19 protein-coding genes and 1 tRNA gene are annotated in these 20713 nt (G+C 70.7%); 9 read left to right on the forward strand and 11 right to left on the reverse strand.

Going from position 1 to position 20713, the window contains the following annotated elements; translation table 11 throughout:
• Positions 1–24 precede the first annotated feature (24 nt).
• Complete coding sequence (locus ACFW16_RS19830; protein ID WP_380308132.1) at positions 25–906, forward strand: class I SAM-dependent methyltransferase; 882 nt, start codon at positions 25–27, stop codon at positions 904–906.
• A gap of 66 nt (positions 907–972) precedes the next feature.
• Here ACFW16_RS19830 and ACFW16_RS19835 read toward each other — a convergent pair whose 3' ends face one another.
• Positions 973–2328: a UDP-glucose dehydrogenase family protein gene (locus ACFW16_RS19835; RefSeq protein ID WP_380308133.1), complete on the reverse strand. Its 1356-nt coding sequence runs from the start codon at positions 2326–2328 to the stop codon at positions 973–975.
• A 105-nt stretch (positions 2329–2433) separates the two neighbouring features.
• Entirely contained in the window at positions 2434–3039 is a 606-nt protein-coding gene (locus tag ACFW16_RS19840) for a hypothetical protein (RefSeq protein ID WP_380308135.1), read from the reverse strand.
• A 57-nt stretch (positions 3040–3096) separates the two neighbouring features.
• Here ACFW16_RS19840 and rfbC point away from each other — a divergent pair, with 57 nt between their 5' ends.
• From rfbC to ACFW16_RS19860, 4 genes are read left to right on the forward strand one after another with little or no spacing between them, the layout of a single operon-like run.
• Entirely contained in the window at positions 3097–3666 is a 570-nt protein-coding gene (gene rfbC, locus ACFW16_RS19845; RefSeq protein WP_380308137.1) for a dTDP-4-dehydrorhamnose 3,5-epimerase, read from the forward strand.
• Positions 3663–4697, forward strand: a complete 1035-nt coding sequence (rfbB, locus tag ACFW16_RS19850) for a dTDP-glucose 4,6-dehydratase (protein WP_380308138.1) — start codon at positions 3663–3665, stop codon at positions 4695–4697. Before rfbC ends, rfbB begins: the two co-directional genes overlap by 4 nt.
• A complete protein-coding gene (gene rfbD, locus ACFW16_RS19855; RefSeq protein ID WP_380308140.1) occupies positions 4694–5548 on the forward strand; it encodes a dTDP-4-dehydrorhamnose reductase in 855 nt (284 codons plus the stop codon). Before rfbB ends, rfbD begins: the two co-directional genes overlap by 4 nt.
• 29 nt (positions 5549–5577) lie before the next feature.
• Positions 5578–6405 carry an NAD-dependent epimerase/dehydratase family protein gene (locus tag ACFW16_RS19860; RefSeq protein ID WP_380308142.1) on the forward strand — a complete coding sequence of 276 codons (828 nt, stop codon included), beginning with the start codon at positions 5578–5580 and terminating at the stop codon, positions 6403–6405.
• 41 nt (positions 6406–6446) lie between these two features.
• Here the strand turns inward: ACFW16_RS19860 and ACFW16_RS19865 are convergent, their stop codons facing one another.
• Complete coding sequence (locus tag ACFW16_RS19865; protein WP_380308144.1) at positions 6447–8357, reverse strand: ABC transporter substrate-binding protein; 1911 nt, start codon at positions 8355–8357, stop codon at positions 6447–6449.
• A gap of 220 nt (positions 8358–8577) precedes the next feature.
• Here ACFW16_RS19865 and ACFW16_RS19870 point away from each other — a divergent pair, with 220 nt between their 5' ends.
• Positions 8578–9018 carry a DUF6766 family protein gene (locus tag ACFW16_RS19870; protein WP_380308146.1) on the forward strand — a complete coding sequence of 147 codons (441 nt, stop codon included), beginning with the start codon at positions 8578–8580 and terminating at the stop codon, positions 9016–9018.
• Here ACFW16_RS19870 and ACFW16_RS19875 read toward each other — a convergent pair.
• The 3 genes from ACFW16_RS19875 to ACFW16_RS19885 form a co-directional block, all read right to left on the reverse strand.
• A complete protein-coding gene (locus tag ACFW16_RS19875) occupies positions 9000–9167 on the reverse strand; it encodes a hypothetical protein (RefSeq protein ID WP_380308148.1) in 168 nt (55 codons plus the stop codon). The two genes, ACFW16_RS19870 and ACFW16_RS19875, sit on opposite strands and share 19 nt — an antisense overlap.
• A gap of 85 nt (positions 9168–9252) precedes the next feature.
• Positions 9253–10371 (reverse strand): acetate/propionate family kinase, encoded by a 1119-nt coding sequence (locus ACFW16_RS19880; RefSeq protein ID WP_380308150.1) that lies wholly within the window; start codon positions 10369–10371, stop codon positions 9253–9255.
• A 1-nt stretch (position 10372) separates the two neighbouring features.
• Positions 10373–12751 carry a phosphoketolase gene (locus tag ACFW16_RS19885; protein ID WP_380308196.1) on the reverse strand — a complete coding sequence of 793 codons (2379 nt, stop codon included), beginning with the start codon at positions 12749–12751 and terminating at the stop codon, positions 10373–10375.
• Between the two features lie 163 nt (positions 12752–12914).
• Here ACFW16_RS19885 and ACFW16_RS19890 point away from each other — a divergent pair, with 163 nt between their 5' ends.
• Positions 12915–14672 (forward strand): thiamine pyrophosphate-dependent enzyme, encoded by a 1758-nt coding sequence (locus tag ACFW16_RS19890; protein ID WP_380308152.1) that lies wholly within the window; start codon positions 12915–12917, stop codon positions 14670–14672.
• Between the two features lie 32 nt (positions 14673–14704).
• Here ACFW16_RS19890 and ACFW16_RS19895 read toward each other — a convergent pair whose 3' ends face one another.
• The 5 genes from ACFW16_RS19895 to hemC form a co-directional block, all read right to left on the reverse strand.
• Positions 14705–14920, reverse strand: a complete 216-nt coding sequence (locus ACFW16_RS19895; protein ID WP_380308154.1) for a hypothetical protein — start codon at positions 14918–14920, stop codon at positions 14705–14707.
• Positions 14921–15082: 162 nt separating this feature from the next.
• Positions 15083–15157, reverse strand: a tRNA-Thr gene (locus ACFW16_RS19900).
• 41 nt (positions 15158–15198) lie between these two features.
• Complete coding sequence (locus tag ACFW16_RS19905; protein WP_380308156.1) at positions 15199–16599, reverse strand: heme biosynthesis protein HemY; 1401 nt, start codon at positions 16597–16599, stop codon at positions 15199–15201.
• Complete coding sequence (locus ACFW16_RS19910; RefSeq protein ID WP_380308158.1) at positions 16596–19025, reverse strand: uroporphyrinogen-III synthase; 2430 nt, start codon at positions 19023–19025, stop codon at positions 16596–16598. Before ACFW16_RS19910 ends, ACFW16_RS19905 begins: the two co-directional genes overlap by 4 nt.
• A 25-nt stretch (positions 19026–19050) precedes the next feature.
• The gene (gene hemC / locus ACFW16_RS19915) at positions 19051–19995 is read right to left on the reverse strand and encodes a hydroxymethylbilane synthase (RefSeq protein ID WP_380308160.1); all 945 of its coding nucleotides are present in this window, start codon (positions 19993–19995) and stop codon (positions 19051–19053) included.
• Between hemC and ACFW16_RS19920 the strand changes: the two genes are divergently transcribed.
• Together ACFW16_RS19920 and ACFW16_RS19925 are read left to right on the forward strand one after the other, a co-directional pair.
• Positions 19994–20368 (forward strand): type II toxin-antitoxin system ParD family antitoxin, encoded by a 375-nt coding sequence (locus ACFW16_RS19920; RefSeq protein WP_380308162.1) that lies wholly within the window; start codon positions 19994–19996, stop codon positions 20366–20368. The genes hemC and ACFW16_RS19920 overlap by 2 nt on opposite strands.
• Entirely contained in the window at positions 20365–20694 is a 330-nt protein-coding gene (locus ACFW16_RS19925) for a type II toxin-antitoxin system RelE/ParE family toxin (RefSeq protein ID WP_380308164.1), read from the forward strand. The genes ACFW16_RS19920 and ACFW16_RS19925 overlap by 4 nt, the downstream gene beginning before the upstream one ends.
• Positions 20695–20713 lie beyond the last annotated feature (19 nt).

Here is a 20713-nt window from a genome sequence, read left to right on the forward strand (position 1 = left end):
TTGGCCATTCCGAAGGGGGCTTTGGTGAATTTCAAGCAGGCGATCAAGAATACCGTCCCGGCGCCGGTTTTCTCCGTCATCCGGGATGTTCCCTGGGCCATCCGTGATTTGTTCGATCGCAATACGCAGGACGAGGTGATGCCACCGTTGCGCCTGATGCGCGACGGTCCGAGAGGCCGGCAGATCTGGACGCAGGCCGGACAAGAGACGTTGCACTTCTATCGCGATGTGCTGCGGCTCGACCGCAGCTCGACCATGCTGGACATCGGCAGCGGTATCGGCCGCAGGACGGTTCCGCTGCTGTCCCTGGTGGACGACAAGGCGCGCTACATCGGCCTCGATATCGACCGCGATCAGGTCCGGTGGTGCACTCGCAACATCACGCCGCGAAATTTCAGGTTCACCTTCATCCATATCGACGTCTTCAACAAGTTCTACAACCACTTGGGCGCCATCCCTCCGTCCAAGCTGGTTCTGCCCTTCCCGGACAACTCCTTCGACGTCGTCTCGTTGTGGTCGGTCTTCACCCACATGTATCCGGACGACGTGGCGCACTATCTCAAGGAAATCGGCCGGGTTCTCCGCCCCGGGGGCCGGTTGGCGGCGTCGTATTTCCTGGTGAACGACGAGTCCAAGGCCGCCGTCGGGAACGGGAGCTTCAAGCTCGCCCTGCATCCGGGCGACCGCTACTGGACGACCAATCCGAACATGCCGGAGGACATGATCGCGCTGGACGAGGCTTGGCTGCGCAGCGCCTACACCGACGCCGGCCTGACCTGGACCGAGCCCGTCCTCCGCGGGCGCTGGGCCGGCGCCGAGGTCGACCCGGGCCTGTTCATTCTCAACTGGCAGGACATTGTCGTGGCACAGGCCGGAGGCCCGACGCCCGCTCCAACCACGGCCTGAGGCGGAGCCTGGAGCAGCGGCCCTTTCACACCCCGGGCCGCTGCATTGCCCTGCGCGCCGCGCGAGCTAGCCGCGGGCGCCGGCCTGCGCGGCCACGGAGGGCCGCGCCGTCGGAACAGGACGGCCCAGGCCCTGATACTGGAAACCGGCGGACGCCATTTCGTTGGGCTTGTAGACATTCCGCAGGTCGATGAAGACGTCGCCCTGCATCGCCTCTCGCATCCGCTTGAGATCGAGGCCGCGGAACTCGTTCCATTCGGTCAGGACCACGGCACCGTCCGACCCCTCCAGCGCGCCATAGGCGCTGGTCGCATAGGTGATCTCGGGCGGCAGATGCTTCCGCGCCTCCTCCATGCCCTCGGGATCGAACGCCTGGATGCGGGCGCCGGCCTGCAGCAGGGCGGGCAGGATGGTGAGGCTGGGCGCGTCGCGCATGTCGTCGGTGTTCGGCTTGAACGTCAAGCCGAGGATAGCGATCGTCCGGTCCCGGACCGACCCTCCGAACGCGGTCACGATCCGGTCGGTCATCTCGGCCTTGCGGCGCTCGTTCACATCGATGACGGTCTCGACGATATGCTGGCGGGCGCCGTAATCCTGCGCCGTCTGCGCGAACGCCAGGGTGTCCTTCGGAAAGCAGGAGCCGCCATAGCCCGGGCCCGGGTGCAGGAACTTCGGGCCGATGCGCCCGTCCAGCCCGATCGCCTTGGCCACGTCATGCACGTCCGCCCCGACCTTTTCGCAGAGATTGGCCACCTCGTTGATGAAGGTGATCTTCATCGCGAGGAAGCTGTTGCTCGCGTATTTGATCAGTTCGGCGGTTTCCAGCGTGGTGCTGACGATCGGCCGTTCGATCAGGTAGAGCGGGCGATAGATGCTGCTGAGAACCTCCCGCGCCCTGTCGCTTTCGACGCCGATGACCACGCGATCGGGCCGCATGAAGTCGTTGATGGCCGCGCCCTCGCGCAGGAATTCGGGATTCGATGCCACATCGAAATCCGCGTCGGGACGGGTCTTCCGGATGATGGCCGCGACCTCCCGGCCGGTTCCGACGGGCACGGTCGATTTGGTGACCACGACGGCGTAGCCGGTGAGGGCGTTGGCGATCTCTGCCGCCGCGGCATAGACATAGGTCAGGTCCGCCCGCCCGTCGCCCCGTCGGCTCGGGGTGCCGACGGCGATGAAGACCGCGTCCGCCCCGTCCACCGCCGCCTTGAGATCGGTGGTGAATGAAAGCCGGCCGCCGCCGACGTTCTTGGCCACCAGGGCGTCGAGCCCGGGTTCGTAGATCGGCATGACGTTCCGGCGCAGCTTCTCGATCCGCTCCGGATCCCGGTCCACGCAGATGACGTCGTGCCCGAGTTCCGAGAAGCACGTGCCGGATACCAGCCCGACGTAGCCGCTGCCGATCATCGCAATTCGCATGAGTCACCAATTCGGTTCGGCCGCGCTACGACGCGAGGCGGCAATTCATACCAGGAGTGTGGGATGGGTTTCGAGTTTGAAGTTCCGTGACCGGATGACGCCGCCTCAATAGATCAAGCCGGTATCTTGGTCCAAGTGACTGCCGTAGCTGTTGTCGTGTGCATGTTCGGCATGACGTATTTCACATCGAAATCCCCCTTCGAGACGATTGCCGGTGAGGACCGTGTCCTTGTTCCCGTCGGGCACGACATCCGGCTGAGGAAAACCATTCAGGTTGATACCGAACCTCGTGGTTCTTCCATTCGAAACAATGGCATTGTGCGAGAATATCGATCCGCCGCGGGTTGTAACGATGCCGGACGGATAGACCAGCCCCTTTTGCCGCACAACTGTGCTCACGGATTGTGTTGCCGTTGTGGCGTATGCTCCGGGTCGCGACACATGTCCGGTCGGGTGTTCAGTCATCTCGGCCCGTCGATGTCCACAACGACATCGCCCCCGCTGCAGGTTGACGCTGTTGGTCGGATGGCCGGAGAACGCGTGCGTCTGGGGATTGTTCCGGCCCGCCATCGCGGGATTTGTGGCATCGAGGTCACGTCGAAGGCCTTGTCGTGGCACGGTGATCGTCGTCTTGACGCGCTCGGAAGAAAAATGCTTTCCATGCCGCGGATCGGGGATATGCCAATCCTGCGAGGCCGGGACAGGCAGCATGAGGCCTCGGATCGGTCGAATTGCGCCGCCGGAGCGCGGATTCACTGGGGGATGCGAGTGGTTCAGCTAATCTCGACCGGGATCGAGGACGTCAAGCTGGTCGGCCTGCGCAAGTTTTCCGACGAGCGCGGCTATTTCTGCGAGACCTGGAACGCCGACAAGTTCCGCGCCGCCGGGCTGCCGCTCGACTTCGTCCAGGACAATCAGGCCGGCAGCGTCGCCGCCGGAACCATGCGCGGCCTGCACTACCAGATCGCGCCGCACGCCCAGGGCAAGCTGATCGGCGTTCTCCGCGGCTCGATCTACGACGTCGCGGTCGACATCCGCCGCGGCTCACCCACCTTCGGCCGGTCGGTGGGGGTGACGCTGACTGCGGCCGAACCCTCGAGGCTCTGGATCCCGACCGGTTTCGCCCATGGCTACGTCACGCTCGAGCCGGACACCGAGGTGGTCTACAAGGTCACCGCCGGCTATGCCCCGCAGGCCGAGGGCGGCCTCCGCTGGGACGACCCGGCGCTCGGCATCGACTGGCCGATCCCGCCGGCCGAGATGATCGTCAACGAGCGCGACCGCAACTGGCCGCGCCTGGCCGACGCTCCCGCCCATTTCCAGTATGGTGCAGCATGACCATCTTCGTCACCGGCGGCGCCGGCTTCATCGGCTCGGCCCTGGTCCGCCAGCTGGTCGCCGACGGCGAGACCGTCGTCACCATCGACAAGCTGACCTATGCCGGCAACCTCGACAACCTGGCGGGGCTCGACGCCACCGGCCGGCACCGCTTCGTCCAGGCCGACATCTGCGACGTCGACGCCATGCGGGCGCTGTTTGCCGAGCACCGGCCGGACATCGTCTACCACCTGGCGGCCGAAAGCCATGTCGACCGGTCGATCGACGACCCGCTGGCATTCGTCCGCACCAATGTCATGGGCACCGGCAGCCTGCTGGCCGCGGCGCTGGACCATTGGCGCGGCCTGCCGAAGGGCAACGGCTTCCGCTTCCTGCACGTCTCGACCGACGAGGTCTATGGCGAGCTCGACGCCACCGGCCTGTTCTCCGAGACCAGCCCGTACCAGCCGAACTCGCCCTATTCCTCCAGCAAGGCCGGCTCCGACCACCTGGCCCGGGCCTGGCACCGCACCTACGGCCTGCCGGTGATGGTGTCGAACTGCTCGAACAATTACGGGCCGTACCAGTATCCGGAGAAGCTGATCCCGGTCGTCACCCTCAACGCGCTCGAGGGCAAGAAGCTGCCGATCTACGGCCGCGGCGAGAACGTCCGCGACTGGATCCATGTCGACGACCACGCCGCCGGGCTGCGGGCGATCGTCGCCAGGGGCCGCCCGGGCGAGACCTATCTGGTCGGCAGCCGGTCCGAGCGCACCAACATCGACCTGGTCCGCCAGATCTGCCGCATCCTGGACGAGCTGCAGCCGGCGGCGCAGCCTTATGAGAGCCTGATCACCTACGTCACCGACCGGCCGGGCCACGACGCCCGCTACGCCATCGACCCGACCAAGGCCGAGACCGAGCTGGGCTGGCGGCCGAAGCACAGCCTGGAGCAGGGGCTGCGGGAGACCGTGGCCTGGTACCTCGCCAATCGCGAGTGGTGCGCGCGGGCCGGCGAGCGCAGCCGGATCGGCCTCGGGCACGCCGCATGACCCTCGTCGTCTTCGGCGCCGGCGGCCAGGTCGGGCGCGAGCTGAGCGGGCTGGCCGCGGCGCAGGGCCTCGCCGTGCGGGCTTTCGCCCGGTCGGAGGTCGACATCACCGACGCCGCTGCGGTGGCCGACGCCGTGCGCGGCGCCGATTTCGTCGCCAACTGCGCCGCCTACACCGCGGTCGACAAGGCCGAGACCGAGCGCGATCGCGCCTTCGCCGTGAACGCGACCGCGCCCGGCGTGATCGCCCGCGCCTGCGCCGAGGCGGGGGCGGCGCTGCTGCACATCTCGACCGACTACGTCTTCCGCGGCGACGGCGACCGGCCGTGGCGCGAGGACGACCCGATCGCGCCGCTCTCGGTCTATGGCGAGAGCAAGGCGGCGGGGGAGGCGGCTGTGCGCGCGGCGCTGCCGCGCCATGTCGTCCTGCGGACCGCCTGGGTCTTCGCCGCGCACGGCCACAACTTCGTCCGCACCATGCTGCGGCTGGGCGCCGAGCGGCCGGAGCTGCGGATCGTCGCCGACCAGCACGGCGGCCCGACCGCGGCGGCCGACATCGCCGCGGCGATCCTGGCGATCCGCGAGCGCGCCCTGGCGCCCGGCTTCGACGGCTGGGGCACCTTCCACTTCACCGGCGCCCCGGCCACGACCTGGTACGATTTCGCCGCAGCGATCTTCGCCGCGAAGGGCGGCCCCGCCCCGGTGCTGCACCCGATCGCGACCGCCGACTACCCGACCCCGGCGCCGCGCCCGTCGAATTCGGTGCTGGATTGCGGCAGGATCGGCCGGGTGTTCGGGCTGGCGCAGCCCGATTGGCGGCGCGCGCTGTCTGCCGTGGTGCGGACGCTATAGCACCGCGGACCGGGGAGGCGGGGTGATGGGTGGCTGACGTTCTGGTGATCGGGCGGGCGAGCTTTCTCGCCCGCAGCTTCGTCGGCGCCCATGGCGCTGGCGGACTCCGCCACGCCGCCTGGGCCGATGCGGCGCGGCCTGAGACCTTCGACGGCGTCGGCTGCGTCGTCAACTTCGCCCTCGACCCGCGGTATCAGCGCGAGGCCTATGATCCGGCGCTCGACTGCGACCGCATCCTGGCCGATGCGATCGGCCGGGCACAGCGCGGCGGCCGCATGCCGGCGGATGCGCATGTGGTGATGGTCAGCACCCGCAAGGTCTACGGCCCGGCCGGGGACGAGCCGCTGGCCGAAAGCCGGACTCCGGCGCCGCAGGACGCCTATGGCCGCAACAAGCTGGTGACCGAGCGGCTGCTGCAGGACCGGTTCGGCCCGAACCTCACCATCCTGCGCCTGTCCAACATCTTCGGCTTCGAGGACCTGCCCGGCCGCCGCACCTTCCTCGGCCTCCTGCTGCGGTCGCTGCGCGAGGAGGGGGTGATCCGCTACGACGTCAGCCCCTTCACGCCGAAGGACTTCCTGCCGGTCGAGGCGTTCGCCGCGGCGCTGGTGAAGGTGGTGCGGGCGCGTCCCGGCGGGCTGTTCAACCTGGGCTCCGGCGTGCCGCTCGAGATCGGCTGGCTGGCGATGTGGATCCTGGAAGGCTTCGGCCGCGGCAGCCTCAGCATCGTCGACCCGTCCATCCGCGATGCGTTCACGATGAATGTGGACCGGTTCGTCGCGCGCTTCGGCCCGGTCGCCGGTCGCGACGACATCCGTGCGGCCTGCCTGGCCATCGGAAAGCGTCTGGCCGCCTGAAACGAAAACGCCCGGCCGGGGGGCCGGGCGCTTCGGACGGATCAGGACGGGTCGACCCAGAAGGTGTCGGGGTGGTAGATCCCGAAATGCGCCCCGGGGTCCCAGGAGAAGATGCCCTTCTCCGGCACGTTGTGCAGCCGGGCCTTGACCACGACCGGCTGCAGCACGCCCTGCACCGTGCCGATCGAGGTCACCTCGTCCGACTGGATCCTGATCATCTCGCGGACGATGGCGTCGCGGCGGGCCGCATCGGTGGTGCCGCGCCATTCGTCGTAGAGACCCATCAGCTTTTGGCCGAACTCGGCATCCGGCTTCTCGCCGGCGGCGCCGGCGGTCTGCACGTACTGGCCCCATTTCGGGTATTGCAGCCAGTTCTGGTCGACCGGCGCCAGCTGCGAGGGCACGGTCGTCGGCGTGATCAGGCCGTTGTCCCAGCCGGTCCACACCGACATCACCGTGTCGCCGGCGAAGATCCGCTGCAGGAACACGTCGCGCTGCGACTGGGCGGTGTGAAGGGAGATGCCGATCTTGGCCCAGCTCTCGCGGACCAGCTGCAGGATGTCGGTCTCGAGAGTGCGCTCGCCGGCGCTCTCGACCACGATCTCCAGCCGCTTGCCGTTCGGCATCAGCCGGACGCCGTCGCCGTCGCGCTTGGTCAGGCCGATCTCGTCCAGCAGGGCGTTGGCTTTCTCCGGATCGAACGTGGCCCATCCGGTCGCCAGCGCCTCGTCGTAATAGGGCGATTCCGGCAGCACCGTGTTCTGGCTCGGCCGGGCCTGGCCGAAGAACACGGTCTGGTTGATCTCGTCGCGGTCGATGCCGAGCGACAGGGCGCGGCGGAAGCGGACGTCGCGGTTGAGAACCCGCCAGTCCTTGTCGTTGCAGTTCAGGTTCGGATAGAGGGCGACCTCGGAGCCGAGCGCCGTCGGCCACAGCCGCACCTTGTAGCCGCCTTTCTGTTCCCCGGCCTTGAGGAAGCTGATGTTGTCGAAGCGCAGGCCGCGCGCCTGCAGGTCGGCCTCGCCGGTGCCGGTCTTGGCCGGGATCAGCGAGCCCTCGACCACGTTGACGATGACCCGGTCGAGATAGGGCAGCTGCCGGCCCTGGCCGTCGACCCGGTGGTAATAGGGGTTGCGGACGAAGACGAAGCGCTCCGCCGGCGCCTTGGTGGTGTTGACCCAGGGCTCCAGCACCGGCAGGTCCGTATTGGCCGAATCGATCAGCTTCTCGCGCTGCTTGTACAGGGCGACCCAGTTGCGGGCGCCGGCTTGCTTGACCAGCACGTCCAGCGCGGCGGAGTCGGTGTATTTCTTGTGGAACTGCTTCAGGTAATGCGCTGGCGCGAAGATGTAGAGCGGCGCCGGTCCGGCGAGCGCCGGCAGGAAGTCCGGGTTCGGCTTGGACCAGGAATAGCGGACGGTCTGCGCGTCCGGGAACTCGACCTTCGGCTGCTCGCCGTCGACCAGCAGCCGGGTGTCCGGGCCGTAGGGCATCAGCTCCTTGTCCAGCGACACGTCCTCCCAGAAGTAGCGGAAGTCGTCGCTGGTGAAGGGCTGGCCGTCGGACCATTTGTGGCCCGGCCGCAGATGCAGCGTGAACACCTTCTCGCCGTCGACATCGACCGACTGCAGGATGTCCGGATGCAGCTTGAAGTCCGGTCCGTAGCCGACAAGCCGGGCATAGCTGTAGGTGTTCATGATCCGGATGTCGCGGGCCCGGCCGGCCATCCAGTTGATCTCGCCGCCCGGCTTGCCGGGCTCCTTCCGCTCCGCCGCCAGGTCGACCACCGACGGCACTTCCGGCACGCGCTGCGCCACCGGCGGCAGCTTGCCGGCCGCCACATCCTGCTCGTACATCGGCGTCTCGACCAGCGTCGCGGCGCCGGCCGGGACGGCAACAGCCATCGCGACGGCAGCCGCGGCGGCCGTGGCCAAACGTGAAATCCAGGTCATCTGCCTACCCTGTTGTGGGTTTTGGTCGTTTCCCTCGAAGACCGGCAGTATCGGCCCCGCGGGTGGGGATTGTGAAGCGGGACAATTGGGGCAGGGCGACGACGCGCCACCCTTCTCCAGAATCCATCCGGAACGGAACGGGTCTTCGGAAAGTCATTACGGGTGAGACCGTCAGCACTTGCGCACGGGCGGCACCGTAGGGACGAACGGAGACGGCGTGATGTCGAATTCGATCTGGAAACGCTACGGCTATGGATGGGTGACGCTGGGCTTCTTCGTCATCTCGCTGATCGGGCACTGGCTGTTCGGCTGGTTCGCCTATGTCGACGAGCAGCGGCAGCACGGGGCCGCGCCGGAGATCGCGGCCTATGTCGTCGAGATGTCGCGCGACACGCTGGAGAACTGGCAGTCGGAATTCCTGCAGCTGCTCTGGCAGATCGGCGGCCTGGCCTTCCTGCTCTATGTCGGCTCGCCGCAGTCCAAGGAGGGCGACGACCGGATGGAGGCGAAGCTGGACGCCATCCTCGCCGCGGTCGAGCCGGACCGGGCCGACGCGCTGATCGACGAGATCGACCGCGACTATGCCGGCCGGCACACCGATCACCGCTGGACCAGGATGGCGGCGTCGGGCGCGCCGTCGCGTCAGCCGCCCTCGCGGTAGTTCCTGCGGACCGCCTCCTCGGAGGCCCGCTTCATCTCCGGGCTGCGGCGGCGACGGCGCCATTGCATGGTGCCGTAGATCATGCCGCCGGCCAGGATCGCGACCAGCAGCACGTCGATCACCAGCCACAGCCATCCGCCGATATCCATAGCCTTCCTGCGCCGTGACCTGGGCGGCGAGCGGCCGCCCTTCAGAGGGTGACTCCGCGGGCGGTGGTTCGGTTCCCTGGGCGTGTCAGGCCGGCCGGATCCGCAGCGCCTCGTCGGCGACGACCTGCTCCTCGTCGGTCGGGATCACCAGCACGGCGACACCGCCGCCGGGCATGGCGCCGAGCCAGCCGAGCCGATCGCAGATCCGGGCGCGGATCTCCGGCTGGTGCTCGCCGATGCCGGCGGTGAAGACCAGGGCGTCGAGCCCGCCCAGCGTGACGGCAAGGGCCGCCACCGCCTGGGCGATGCGGAAGGTGAAGATCTCGACCGCCTCGCGCGCCGCCGGATCGGCGCTGGCCAGCAGCTCGCGCGTGTCGCCGCTGATCCCGGACAGGCCGAGCAGCCCGGCGCGGTGGTACAGCAGGTCCTCCACCTCCGCGACCGTCATGCCGCCGGGCCCGAGCAGATGCAGCAGCACGCCGGCGTCGAGCGCGCCGGGCCGGGTCGCCATCGGCACCCCGTCGAGGGCGGAGAAGCCCATCGTCGTCTCGACGCTGACCCCGTCCCGCAGGGCGCACAGGCTGGCGCCGCTGCCGAGATGGGCGACGACCACACGGCCGGCCGCGATCTCCGGATGGTCGCGGCGCAGCGTGTCGGCGATGAACCGGTAGGACAGGCCATGGAAGCCGTAGCGCTTGATGCCGCGGTCGTGCAGCGGCCGGGGCAGGGCGAAGCGGCGCACGTGATCCGGCTGCCCGGCATGGAAGGCGGTGTCGAAGGAGGCGGTCTGGACGATGCCGGGCCGCAGCGCGCCCATCGCTTCGATCAGCCGCAGCGCCGGCGGCTGGTGCAGCGGCGCCAGCGGCACCAGCGCCTCCAGCTGCCCGAAGACGTCCCCGGTGACGCGGACCGGGCCGGTGAAGGCCTCGCCGCCATGCACCACCCGGTGCCCGGCCAAAGCGAGGCCGTCGAGGCCGAGCCGGTCGTCCAGCACGCCCAGGCAGCCGCCGAGCACGGCCTGCAGGTCGCCCGCATCCGCGACGCCGATGCCGATGGGGTCGGAGACGCCCTCCAGCCGCAGCGCCGGCGGCTGTCCCTTGAGGTCGAGCACGGCCTTGGCGCGGCGCACCGCCCGGCCGTCGCGCGCTTCGAACAGGCCGAGCTTGATCGAGGAGGAGCCGGCGTTGAGGGCCAGGATCTCCATCTCAGTCGAACGGCGCCGCGGTGCCGCGGGCGGGCCAGCTCCAGTCGGCGACATCCGGCATGTCGCGGCCGTGCTGCCGGACATAGTCGTGATGCTCCGCCAGCCGCTCCTGGAACCGGCGGCGGGCCCGGTCGCCCTCGGCGCCGAGCTGCGGCAGCCGGTCGATCGCGGCGATGGCCAGGTGGAACCGGTCCAGCTGGTTCAGCACCACCATGTCGAAGGGCGTGGTCGTCGTGCCCTCCTCGCGATAGCCGTGGACGTGGAAATTGTCGTGGTTGGTGCGCTTGTAGGTCAGGCGGTGGACCAGCTGCGGATAGCCGTGGAAGGCGAAGATCACCGGCCTGTCCCTGGTGAACAGGGCGGTGAACGTCTCCTCCGGCAGCCCGTGCGGATGCTGCGCCTTCGGCTGCAGCGCCATCAGGTCGACGACATTGACCAGGCGGATGCGCAGCGCCGGCAGCTGCTCGCGCAGCAGCGACACGGCGGCGACCGCCTCCAGCGTCGGCACGTCGCCGGCGCAGGCCAGCACCACGTCCGGGTCGCCGTCGCCCTCGTTGCTGGCCCAGCCCCAGCGGCCGATGCCGGCGGCGCAATGGGCGGCGGCGCGGTCGATGTCCAGCCATTGCGGCGACGGCTGCTTGCCGGCGACGATGACGTTGATCCGGTCATAGGTGCGCAGGCAGTGGTCGGTCACCGCCAGCAGGGTGTTGCCGTCCGGCGGCAGATAGATCCGGACGATGTCGGCCTTCTTGTTGACCACATGGTCGATGAAGCCCGGATCCTGGTGGCTGAAGCCGTTGTGGTCCTGCCGCCAGACATGCGAGGTCAGCAGGTAGTTCAGCGACGAGATCGGCTGCCGCCACTCCAGCTCGCGGGTGACCTTCAGCCATTTGGCGTGCTGGTTCACCATCGAATCGACGATGTGGATGAAGGCCTCGTAGCAGGAGAACAGGCCGTGCCGGCCGGTCAGGAGATAGCCCTCCAGCCAGCCCTGGCACAGATGCTCGCTCAGCACCTCCATCACCCGGCCCTCGGGGGCCAGGTGCACGTCCTCGGGCAGGATGTCCTCCATCCACACCCGGTCGGTCGCCTCGAACACGGCGTCGAGGCGGTTGGACGCGGTCTCGTCCGGCCCCATCAGCCGGAACGTCTCCGGGTTCTGCCGGATAACGTCGCGCAGCAGCTGGCCCATGGCGCGGGTGGCCTCGCCGCGGCTGCCGCCCGGGCCCGGCACGTCGAGGGCGAAGCTGCGGTAGTCCGGAAGCTCGAGTTCCTTCCGCAGGCGTCCGCCATTGGCGTGCGGATTCGCGCCCATGCGCCGGTCGCCCTGCGGCGCCAGCGCCTGCAGCTCCGGCACCAGCCGGCCGGACTCGTCGAACAGCTCCTCCGGCCGGTAGCTGCGCATCCAGGCCTCGAGCTGGGCGAGGTGCTCCGGCTTGTCGGCGAGGCCGGACAGCGGCACCTGGTGCGACCGCCAGAACCCCTCGGTCTTCAGCCCGTCGACCTCCTTCGGCCCGGTCCAGCCCTTGGGCGTGCGCAGGACGATCATCGGCCAGGGCGGCCGGGCCAGGCCGTCGGCCTGCGTGCCCGCCCGGATCTCGCGGATGCGGTCGACCACGATGTCGAGGGTGGCGGCCATGGCCTGGTGCGTCGGCGCGGGATCGGAGCCCTCGACGAAATAGGGCTCGTAGCCGAAGCCTTCGAACAGCCGCAGCAGCGTCTCGTCGGTCATCCGGCCGAGGATGGTCGGGTTGGCGATCTTGTAGCCGTTCAGGTGGAGGATCGGCAGCACCGCGCCGTCGACCCGCGGGTTGAGGAACTTGTTGGAGTGCCAGGAGGCCGCCAGCGGCCCGGTCTCGGCCTCGCCGTCGCCGATGACGCAGGCGACGATCAGCTCCGGGTTGTCGAAAGCGGCGCCATAGGCATGGGCCAGGGCGTAGCCCAGCTCGCCGCCCTCATGGATCGACCCCGGCGTCTCCGGCGCGGCGTGGCTGGGGATGCCGCCGGGGAAGGAGAACTGTCGGAACAGCCGGCCCATCCCCTCCCGGTCCCGACCGATCTCCGGATAGATCTCGGAATAGGTGCCTTCGAGATACGTGTTGGCGACCACCGCCGGCCCGCCGTGGCCGGGGCCGCAGATGAAGATCATGTCGAGGTCGTCGCGGGCGATCACGCGGTTGAGGTGGGCGTAGATGAAGTTCAGCCCGGGCGTCGTGCCCCAGTGGCCGAGCAGCCTGGGCTTGATGTGCCCGATCGCCAGCGGCTCTTCGAGCAGCGGGTTGTCGAGCAGGTAGATCTGCCCGACCGACAGGTAGTTCGCCGCCCGCCAATAGGCGTCGAGCAGCTCCAGCTCCCGTTCCATGGCTTGGTTCTCCGATATCCCGCCCGGTCGTCTTCCCCAGTGATCTGAAGCGGACCGGCGATAATTCCAGGCCGTGCCGGCCATTCTCCGGAAAACGGTCGGGCCCGGACCGGAACGGCTCGTCCGCGGGCGCTGTTGCCGAACTGAATCCCACTCAGTCTCAGCCATGGGAGAATGCGCGATGGCCCGCCCGACCGCCGGCGACGTCCTGGTCGAAACCCTGATCGACTGGGGGGTGGACACCGTCTTCGGAATTCCCGGCGACGGCATCAACGGGGTGATCGAGGCGCTGCGGACCCGGCAGGACCGGATCCGCTTCATCCAGGTGCGGCACGAGGAATCGGCCGCTTTCGCCGCCTGCGCCTACGCCAAATGGACCGGCAAGCTGGGCGTCTGCCTCGCCACCTCCGGCCCCGGCGGCATCCATCTGCTGAACGGGCTCTACGACGCCAAGCTGGACGGCCAGCCCGTGCTGGCCATCACCGGGCTGCAGTTCCACGACCTGGTGCACACCTTCACCCAGCAGGATGTCGAGCTGGACAAGCTGTTCGCCGATGTCGCGGCCTACAACGTCCGGATCATGGGGCCGAACCATGTCGAGAACGCGGTCGAGCTGGCCTGCCGGACGGCGCTGGCCCGGCGCGGGGTGGCCCATGTCACCATCCCGGTCGACATGCAGTCGCAGCCGGTCGAGGCACGGACGCGGTCGGAGCGCAACGTGCCCGGCCACGCCTCCGACGTCATGGCCCCTCCGGCCCAGATGCCGGGCGAGGACCAGATCGCGCGCGCCGCCGCGATCCTGAATGCGGGGAAGAAGACGGCGATCCTGGCCGGCCGCGGCGCGCTCGGCGCCCGCGACGTGCTGGAGGCGGTGGCGGAGCGGCTGGGCGCGCCGGTGATCAAGCCACTGCTCGGCAAGGGCGTGCTGCCGGACGACAGCCCCTGTTCGACGGGCGGCATCGGGCTGCTCGGCACCCTGCCGTCGCAGGAGGCGCTGGAGGACTGCGACACGCTGCTGATCGCCGGCAGCGCCTTCCCCTATATCGAGTACTACCCGAAGCCGGGGCAGGCGCGGGCGGTGCAGATCGACCTCGACCCGCAGCGCATCGGCCTGCGGTACCCGGTCGAGGCCGGCCTGGTCGGCGACACGCGGAAGGTGCTGGAGCAGCTGCTGCCACGCCTGGCCCATCGCGACGACCGCTCCTTCCTGGCCGGGGCGCAGGAGGGAATGAAGGCGTGGAACGCGCTGATGGTCGAGCGCGGCACCCGCCAGGACCAGCCGATGAAGCCGCAGGTGGTGGCGCATGAGCTGGACCGGCTGCTGCGTCACGACGCCATCGTCGCCACCGATTCCGGCACCATCACCACCTGGGCGGCGCGGCACCTGACGATGCGGGACGGGATGATGTTCTCCTGCTCCGGCAACCTCGCCTCGATGGCCTGCGGCCTGCCCTATGCCATCGCCGCGGCGGTCGCCTATCCGGACCGGCAGGTGGTGTGCTTCATCGGCGACGGCGGGCTGACCATGCTGATCGGCGAGCTGGCCACCTGCGTGAAGTACAACCTCGACATCAAGATCGTGGTGATCAAGAACAACGCTCTCGGCCAGATCAAGTGGGAGCAGATGGTGTTCCTGGGCAACCCGGAATATGTCTGCGAGCTGCAGCCGGTCGACTTCGCCGCGGTGGCCCGGGGCTTCGGCGTCGCCGGCTGGTCCGTGGACGACCCGGCCCGCTGCGGCGAGGTGCTGCGCGAGGCGATGGCGGCGCCCGGCCCGGCCCTGGTCGAGGCCATCGTCGACCCGCACGAGCCGCCGATGCCGGCCAAGGCGACGCTGAAGCAGGCGGCGCATCTGGCGGCGTCCCTGGCCCGCGGCACGCCGGCCCGGCGCAAGATCGCGATGACGGTCGCCTCCGACACGGTGCGGGAGCTGGTCTAGGCGCGGCCGTCCGAGGCGACGCTCCGGGCGCGTCAGGCGAAGATCGCGATCAGCAGGAGCACGGCCGCGACCAGGAGGCCGACCAGGATCGGCAGCGTCGAGTGGCGGCCGCCCTCCTGCTCCGGCCCGCGCGCCAGGCTGGTGTCGAGCGCGCTCTCGATCGCCTGCCGCCCCTCTGGCTCGCCCTCCACCGGCCGGCCCACGGCGTCGCCCGGGCCTCGCCGTGCCGTCTCGGGATCCGACGTCATGTCTCGTCTCCACCGGCAATCTCCGCGGCGGCCGGACATGGCCACCGCTGACGGATCAATGGCGGCGGGCAGCGTCCCGTTCCGGTCGCATGGACCGGGCGGTGCCGGTCGTCCCGGACGATGCGGGAAGAACGGCGGCGTCGATGTCGGGGACGGGAAAGATGGTGCCGAAGCGGGGATTCGAACCCCGGACCTACTGATTACGAATCAGTTGCTCTACCCCTGAGCTACTTCGGCGCCGCAGGGCGGGCACCCTATACAGGGCGCGCGCCGCAGCGTCAACCGGCGGTCGCGGCCGGAACCGGGGCGACCGCCGTGGTCCCGGCCGGCGGCACCGGCGCGGGCAGGAAGGCATCGATCTCGACCGGCGCCGGGACCAGGCCGCGGGTCGGGCCGGGGATGCGCCAGGCCAGCGTGTCGAAGCCGTGGCAATGGCCGCACAGCGCCGACCAGCGGTCGGCCTGGGCGCCGCAGGCATCGCATTCCCAGGCCTCGTCCGGCGCCGCGGTCTGGGCCTTGGCCAGCCAGCTGCGCGCCGCGATCGGGTCGTTGCGCTCCGCCGTCTCCAGATCGGCCAGCAGGCGGTAGACGCGCCGCGACGGCGCCACCTGCTCGGCCTTCAGGAGGTGGGTGCGGGCGCTGCCCCAGAGCTGGGCCGACAGCTCGGCCTCGGCCAGGGTCAGGAGGCCGGTCGCCGAATCCGGCCGCAGCCGCACCAGCTTCTCCAGCCGCTTGACCTTCAAGAGCGTGCCCTCGTCGGCCGGGCCCAGCGCGGCATAGGCGCGGGCGATCTCCGGATGCGGCGTGCGGCCCCAGCTCTTCTCCAGCAGGCGCGCGGCCTGAGAGTCGCGGCCGGTCCGCTGCAGCAGCGCGCTCTCCTGCAGCGCTGCCGGCACGAAGTCCGGCTCCAGCCCCACCGCCTTGTGGGCGAAGTCCAGCGCCTGGGACAGGTTGCCCTCATCCTCGGCCTCGCGGCTGCGCTCGACCAGGATGCGGGTCTTGTAGCGCCGCCCGTCCTCGGCCGAGATCGCCTTGACCCGGACGGACTGGGCGAGGCTCAGCTGGGCGTCGGCCCAGCGCCGCTGCGCCACCTCCAGGTCGAAGCAGGCGCGGTGGGTCCAGGCCGCGTCCGGCCGCAGCGACCGGGCCCGCTGCGCCATCTCCAGCGCCGGCGCGGAGTCCTTGTTGCGCAGCGACTGGTTCAGCAGGCCGCGCAGGCCCAGGAACTCCATGTCCGGCCGGCGCAGCATCGCCTCGAAATAGCGGGTGGCGGCGGTGTCGTCGCCGGCCAGCTGCGCCGCCTGGGCGGACAGCAGCAGGGTCAGCGGCGGCTCGTCCAGCAGCACGTCGGCCTTGCGGGCGAAGCGGCGCGCCGCCTCGGCGTCGCCGGCGGCGACCGCGACCATGCCGCGGGTCAGGGCGCGATAGCCCTTCTCGCGCCGGGCGAAGCGGCGGCCCTCGACGAAGCGGCCCGGGGCCCGGCGCAGCGAGCGCCAGAAGCGGTACAGCCAGGCCGCCAGCAGCATCAGCGCCGCCGCGGCCGCCACCAGCACCGCGACCGAGGTCTCGATCACCCGGCCCTGCCACTGGATCTCGACATGGCCCGGCCGGTCCGCCAGCCAGACTGCGACGGCGATCAGGAGGGCGAGCTTGAGGGCGTAGAGCAGCAGACGCTTCATGGCGCCTTCGGGGGCTGGGTGTCGGCGGGCTTGGCTCCGGCATCGCCGGCCGCGGCATTGCTCGCCGCCGCCAGGCGCTGCACCGCCAGGGCGGACAGGCTCTGCAGCGCCGATTCCGCCGACAGCCGGGCCTCGGCCTGGCTGCGCCAGCCGGCCAGGGCGGAGGCCGCGGGGCCGCTCAGGCCCTTGGCCGCCTCGACCGCGCCGGCCAGGTCGCCGCGCTGCAGCCGGCCTTCGGCCCGGGCCAGAACGGCGTTGGTGTCGGTGCCCTCGACCTCGCCCGGGGCCGGGCGGACGGTGACCAGGTCCTGGACCACGGACAGGCTGCGGTCGACCCAGTCGCCGCTCTGCGGCTGGTCGGCCTTGCGCGCCGCCTCCGCCGCCTGGGCGAAGCCGGTGGCCAGGGCGGCGCGGCTCGGCACGCCCTTCGCCGCCGGCTCCAGCGCCGCCACGGCGTTGGCCAGGCCCGGATCGTTCTGGGCCAGGCCGCGCAGCAGGGCCAGGGTCTCGTCCAGGGGGGCGCCGGTGTCCAGCGCGCTGCGCAGCTGGCCCGCGGCCAGGCTCAGCGCCTGGGCGCCGGTGTCGCTGTTGCGCAGCCGCTCGACCGTCGCCTTGACCGCGTCGACCTGCTGCTGCAGCGCCGCCAGGGTGCTGCCGTTGGCCTGGGCGCCGGACGACAGGGTGGCGACCGTGTCGCCCAGCGTCTTCACCGCGGCCTGGGCCGATTCCAGCGCCGCGATCCGGGCCTCCAGCGCCGCCACGGCCTCCGGGGCCGGTGCGGGGGCTGCCGGGGCGGGAGCGGGCTGCTGCGGCTGCTGTTGCGGCTGGGCATTCGGCTGGCCCTGCTGCGGCGCCGTGCCGGCCAGCTGGTCCAGCTTCTGCTGGATCGCGTCGACCCGCGCGGCCAGCTCGGCGCGGCCCTTCTCGATCGCCGCGGGATCGACCGGGCCGCCGGGCGGCTTCTCCAGCGCCTCGACCCGCTTGCCCAGCCCGTCGATCGCCTCGGAGATGCCGGACGGGAAGTCGGCCAGGCGCTTCTCGATGAAGGCGACCCGGTCGCCCAGCGTCGGCGATCCCTGCGGCGCCGGGGCGGGCGTAGCGGGGGCGAACAGTCGCGGCGACCAGATCGGCGCGGTGGCCGAGATCGCGGCGAAGACAATGGCGACGGCGGCCGCGGTCCAGGCCGAGCGGGCGACATTGCCCGGCGGCTCGGCCGGAGGGGCCGGCGGAATGGTCGGCGGGCCGACGCGCGGCGGGCCGGGCGGCGTCTCCGGCTCGGCCAGCTCGGCCGGCTCGGGCGCGCCTTCCTCCGGCGTCGCCGGACGGGTGCGCGCCAGCTCGGCCGGGTCGAGCGCGATGTCGTGGGTCCTGGCGGCGGCCAGGATGTCGGCGTGGCGCTGCTCCGGAATGGCGTTGCGCCGCTTCCAGCCCTGCACGGTGGTCACCGGCACGGTCAGCTTCGCCGCCATCGGCCGGATGCCGCCGAAGGCCTCGATCACCCGCTCGGTCGGGGTCAGCGGCCCCTCGGCCGGAAGGCCCAGGGCCTCCTCGGGCGGCGGGGCGGCGGGGTCGCCGGCCTTCTCGTCGGGGGACTCCGGCTGAGCCTGAGAGGTGGCCGACGCGTCGTCCGGCTGCTGGGAGTCAGGGCCGGGGGCCGCTGCTTCGCCTGGCTTGTCGGGGGTCGGGTCCATACCGTTCGCCGTCCTCGTCTCTTGCTCAGCGGGAAAATCGGAAAGCCGCGCCAGCAGCGACGGCGAATCCGGCCTGTCCGCGATTCGCACCGCCCGCCAGGGCGACGGATCCAGCGCCTGGGCGACGGCCGGGCTCAGGCAGACCGCCGTCAGCCCGGCGAGGCGATGGGTCAGTTCGACCCGGGCCGCGAGGGTAGCAAAGACCTTCGCCGTGCGGGGAGAGAAAAACACCACCCCGGCCAGCCCGGGGTCGGCCAGGCCGGCCATCGCCGCCGGCGGCAGCGCCGCGGCCGGCCGGGCGCGGTACAGGACGATCCGCCGCACGGTGAAGCCCGCGAGCAGGGCGGGCAGGTCGCGCGCCACGTCCTCGCCCGACGGGTGCAGCAGCACGCCGCCCGCCGGGTCCAGCCGGGCCCGGGCCAGGTCGGCCAGGTCCGCCCCGTCGCCGGCGGCGCTGGCCACGTCGCGGAAGCCGAGCGAGCGGGCCAGCTCGGCGGTGGCGTCGCCGACCGCCAGCACCGGCAGGTCGCGCCGCGCCACCCGCCGGGCGAAGGCGTCGATGCCGTTGCGGCTGGTGGCCAGCACCGCCTGCACGTCGCCGAGGTCGATCGGGCCGGGGTCGACCGGCTCGATCTCCAGGATCGGGGCGATCACCGGGTCGAGGCCTTGGTCGCGCATCGCCTCGGCGAAGCGCTCGGCCTCCTCCCGCGGCCGGGTGACCAGCCAGCGCGTCATCCGGTCGCGTCCATCCGGGCGGCCCTCACCCGGCCAGGAAACGCGGGCCGATGCGGCGGCGCAGGGCCTCGCCGGCCTCGGTGCCCAGCCGTGCCGCCTCGGACCGATGGCCGCCGCGCCGGTCCTCGTGCATCTCGCTGCCGTCCGGCAGGGCGACGCGGGAGATCAGCGTCAGCGTGTCGCCGGGCCCCAGCTCGGCCAGCGCCGCGATCGGGGTGCGGCAGCTGCCGTCCAGCGCCGCCAGCAAGGCGCGCTCGGCCGCCACCCGGTCGCCGGTGTCGCGGTCGTGGATCGGGGCCAGCAGGGCGCGAATCCGGTCGTCCGCCTCGCGGCATTCGATGCCGATGGCGCCCTGCGCCACCGCCGGCAGCATCTCCTGCGGGTCGAGCACGGCCGAGACCCGGTCGGCCCGGCCGATGCGCCTCAGCCCGGCCAGGGCCAGGAGGGTGGCGTCGACCGTCCCGGCGTCCAGCTTGGCCAGCCGGGTGTCGACATTGCCGCGGAACGGCACCACCTGCAGGTCGGGCCGCAGCGCCAGCAGCTGCGCCTGCCGCCGCAGGCTGGAGGTGCCGACCACCGCGCCCGGCGTCAGCGCCGCCAGGCTGGCCGGGCCGGTCAGGGCGGTGTCGCGGGCGAACAGCGCGTCGCGCGGGTCCTCGCGCGGCAGCAGGGCGCCGATGATCAGCCCGTCCGGCAGCCGGGTCGGCATGTCCTTCATCGAATGGACGGCGATGTCCAGGCTGCCGTCCAGGAGGCCGTCCTCGATCTCCTTGGTGAACAGCCCCTTGCCGCCGATCTCGGACAGGGGCCGGTCCTGCACCCGGTCGCCGGTGGTGCGGACGATCTGGATCTCGACCGCGCCGGGCGCGGCCAGGGCCGGATGCGCCGCGATCAGACGCCGCCGCGTCTCCTCGGCCTGGGCGAGGGCAAGGGCGCTGCCGCGCGTGCCGATGCGGAGAACGGTGTCCATGGCCCGACTTCTAGAAGCCCGGCGCCCGCCGGGCAAGCCGCGCGCAGCGGTTGCGGCGACGTGGCCGGTCGGCGAGGAGACGGGCTTGCCAAAATTTGCCAAGGCGCTCATTCTTCCGATCATGAGCACGATGAACATCTCCCTGCCCGAGGGCCTGAAGTCGTTCGTCGACGAGCAGGTCAGCCAGCGCGGCTACGGCACCAGCAGCGAGTATGTGCGCGAGCTGATCCGCAAGGATCAGGACCGCCAGCGGCTTCGCAGTTTCCTGCTCGCAGGTGCCGAGTCACCACTCACTCCCCCGATCGACGCTGCCTATTTCGAAGGATTGCGAGACCGGATCCGCAAGGCTGCGAAGCCCGGCGACGGGGAGTGAAGCTCAAGGCCATCGCCCTCCGCGAGCAGGCCAGGCGCGATATCGACGACGCGGTCGCTTATTATTTGGAGGAGGGGGCTGCCGAGGCCGCGCTCGGCTTCGTCCACGCGCTGGAGCAGGCTTACGCTCACATCAGCCGCCATCCTGCCACCGGCTCTCCACGCTACGCCCATGAGCTGAGCTTGCCAGGGCTGCGCTTTTGGCCGTTAGCGCGCTACCCCCATCTGATCTTCTACGTTGCGCATGACCACACCATCGACGTCTGGCGCATTGCGCACGGCAAGCGAAACATCCCGGCCTGGATGCAGGATCCCGAGGCCTCCTGAGGTCTTCCGGTCCTTTCGC

The sequence above is a fragment of the Inquilinus sp. NPDC058860 genome (assembly GCF_042743185.1).
In the GTDB taxonomy this organism is placed as follows: Bacteria; Pseudomonadota; Alphaproteobacteria; order DSM-16000; family Inquilinaceae; genus Inquilinus.

Excerpts from the sequence above, each read along its gene's own strand:
- ACFW16_RS19890 (WP_380308152.1), top strand. The coding sequence starts at position 12,915 with ATGGCCCGCCCGACCGCCGGCGACGTCCTGGTCGAAACCCTGATCGAC.
- ACFW16_RS19910 (WP_380308158.1), bottom strand. The coding sequence starts at position 19,025 with ATGACGCGCTGGCTGGTCACCCGGCCGCGGGAGGAGGCCGAGCGCTTC.
- ACFW16_RS19870 (WP_380308146.1), top strand. The coding sequence starts at position 8,578 with ATGTCGAATTCGATCTGGAAACGCTACGGCTATGGATGGGTGACGCTG.
- ACFW16_RS19865 (WP_380308144.1), bottom strand. The coding sequence starts at position 8,357 with ATGACCTGGATTTCACGTTTGGCCACGGCCGCCGCGGCTGCCGTCGCG.
- rfbB (WP_380308138.1), top strand. The coding sequence starts at position 3,663 with ATGACCATCTTCGTCACCGGCGGCGCCGGCTTCATCGGCTCGGCCCTG.
- ACFW16_RS19920 (WP_380308162.1), top strand. The coding sequence starts at position 19,994 with ATGGCCCGACTTCTAGAAGCCCGGCGCCCGCCGGGCAAGCCGCGCGCA.
- ACFW16_RS19875 (WP_380308148.1), bottom strand. The coding sequence starts at position 9,167 with ATGGATATCGGCGGATGGCTGTGGCTGGTGATCGACGTGCTGCTGGTC.
- ACFW16_RS19840 (WP_380308135.1), bottom strand. The coding sequence starts at position 3,039 with ATGCTGCCTGTCCCGGCCTCGCAGGATTGGCATATCCCCGATCCGCGG.
- hemC (WP_380308160.1), bottom strand. The coding sequence starts at position 19,995 with ATGGACACCGTTCTCCGCATCGGCACGCGCGGCAGCGCCCTTGCCCTC.
- ACFW16_RS19835 (WP_380308133.1), bottom strand. The coding sequence starts at position 2,328 with ATGCGAATTGCGATGATCGGCAGCGGCTACGTCGGGCTGGTATCCGGC.
- ACFW16_RS19880 (WP_380308150.1), bottom strand. The coding sequence starts at position 10,371 with ATGGAGATCCTGGCCCTCAACGCCGGCTCCTCCTCGATCAAGCTCGGC.
- rfbD (WP_380308140.1), top strand. The coding sequence starts at position 4,694 with ATGACCCTCGTCGTCTTCGGCGCCGGCGGCCAGGTCGGGCGCGAGCTG.
- ACFW16_RS19895 (WP_380308154.1), bottom strand. The coding sequence starts at position 14,920 with ATGACGTCGGATCCCGAGACGGCACGGCGAGGCCCGGGCGACGCCGTG.
- ACFW16_RS19905 (WP_380308156.1), bottom strand. The coding sequence starts at position 16,599 with ATGAAGCGTCTGCTGCTCTACGCCCTCAAGCTCGCCCTCCTGATCGCC.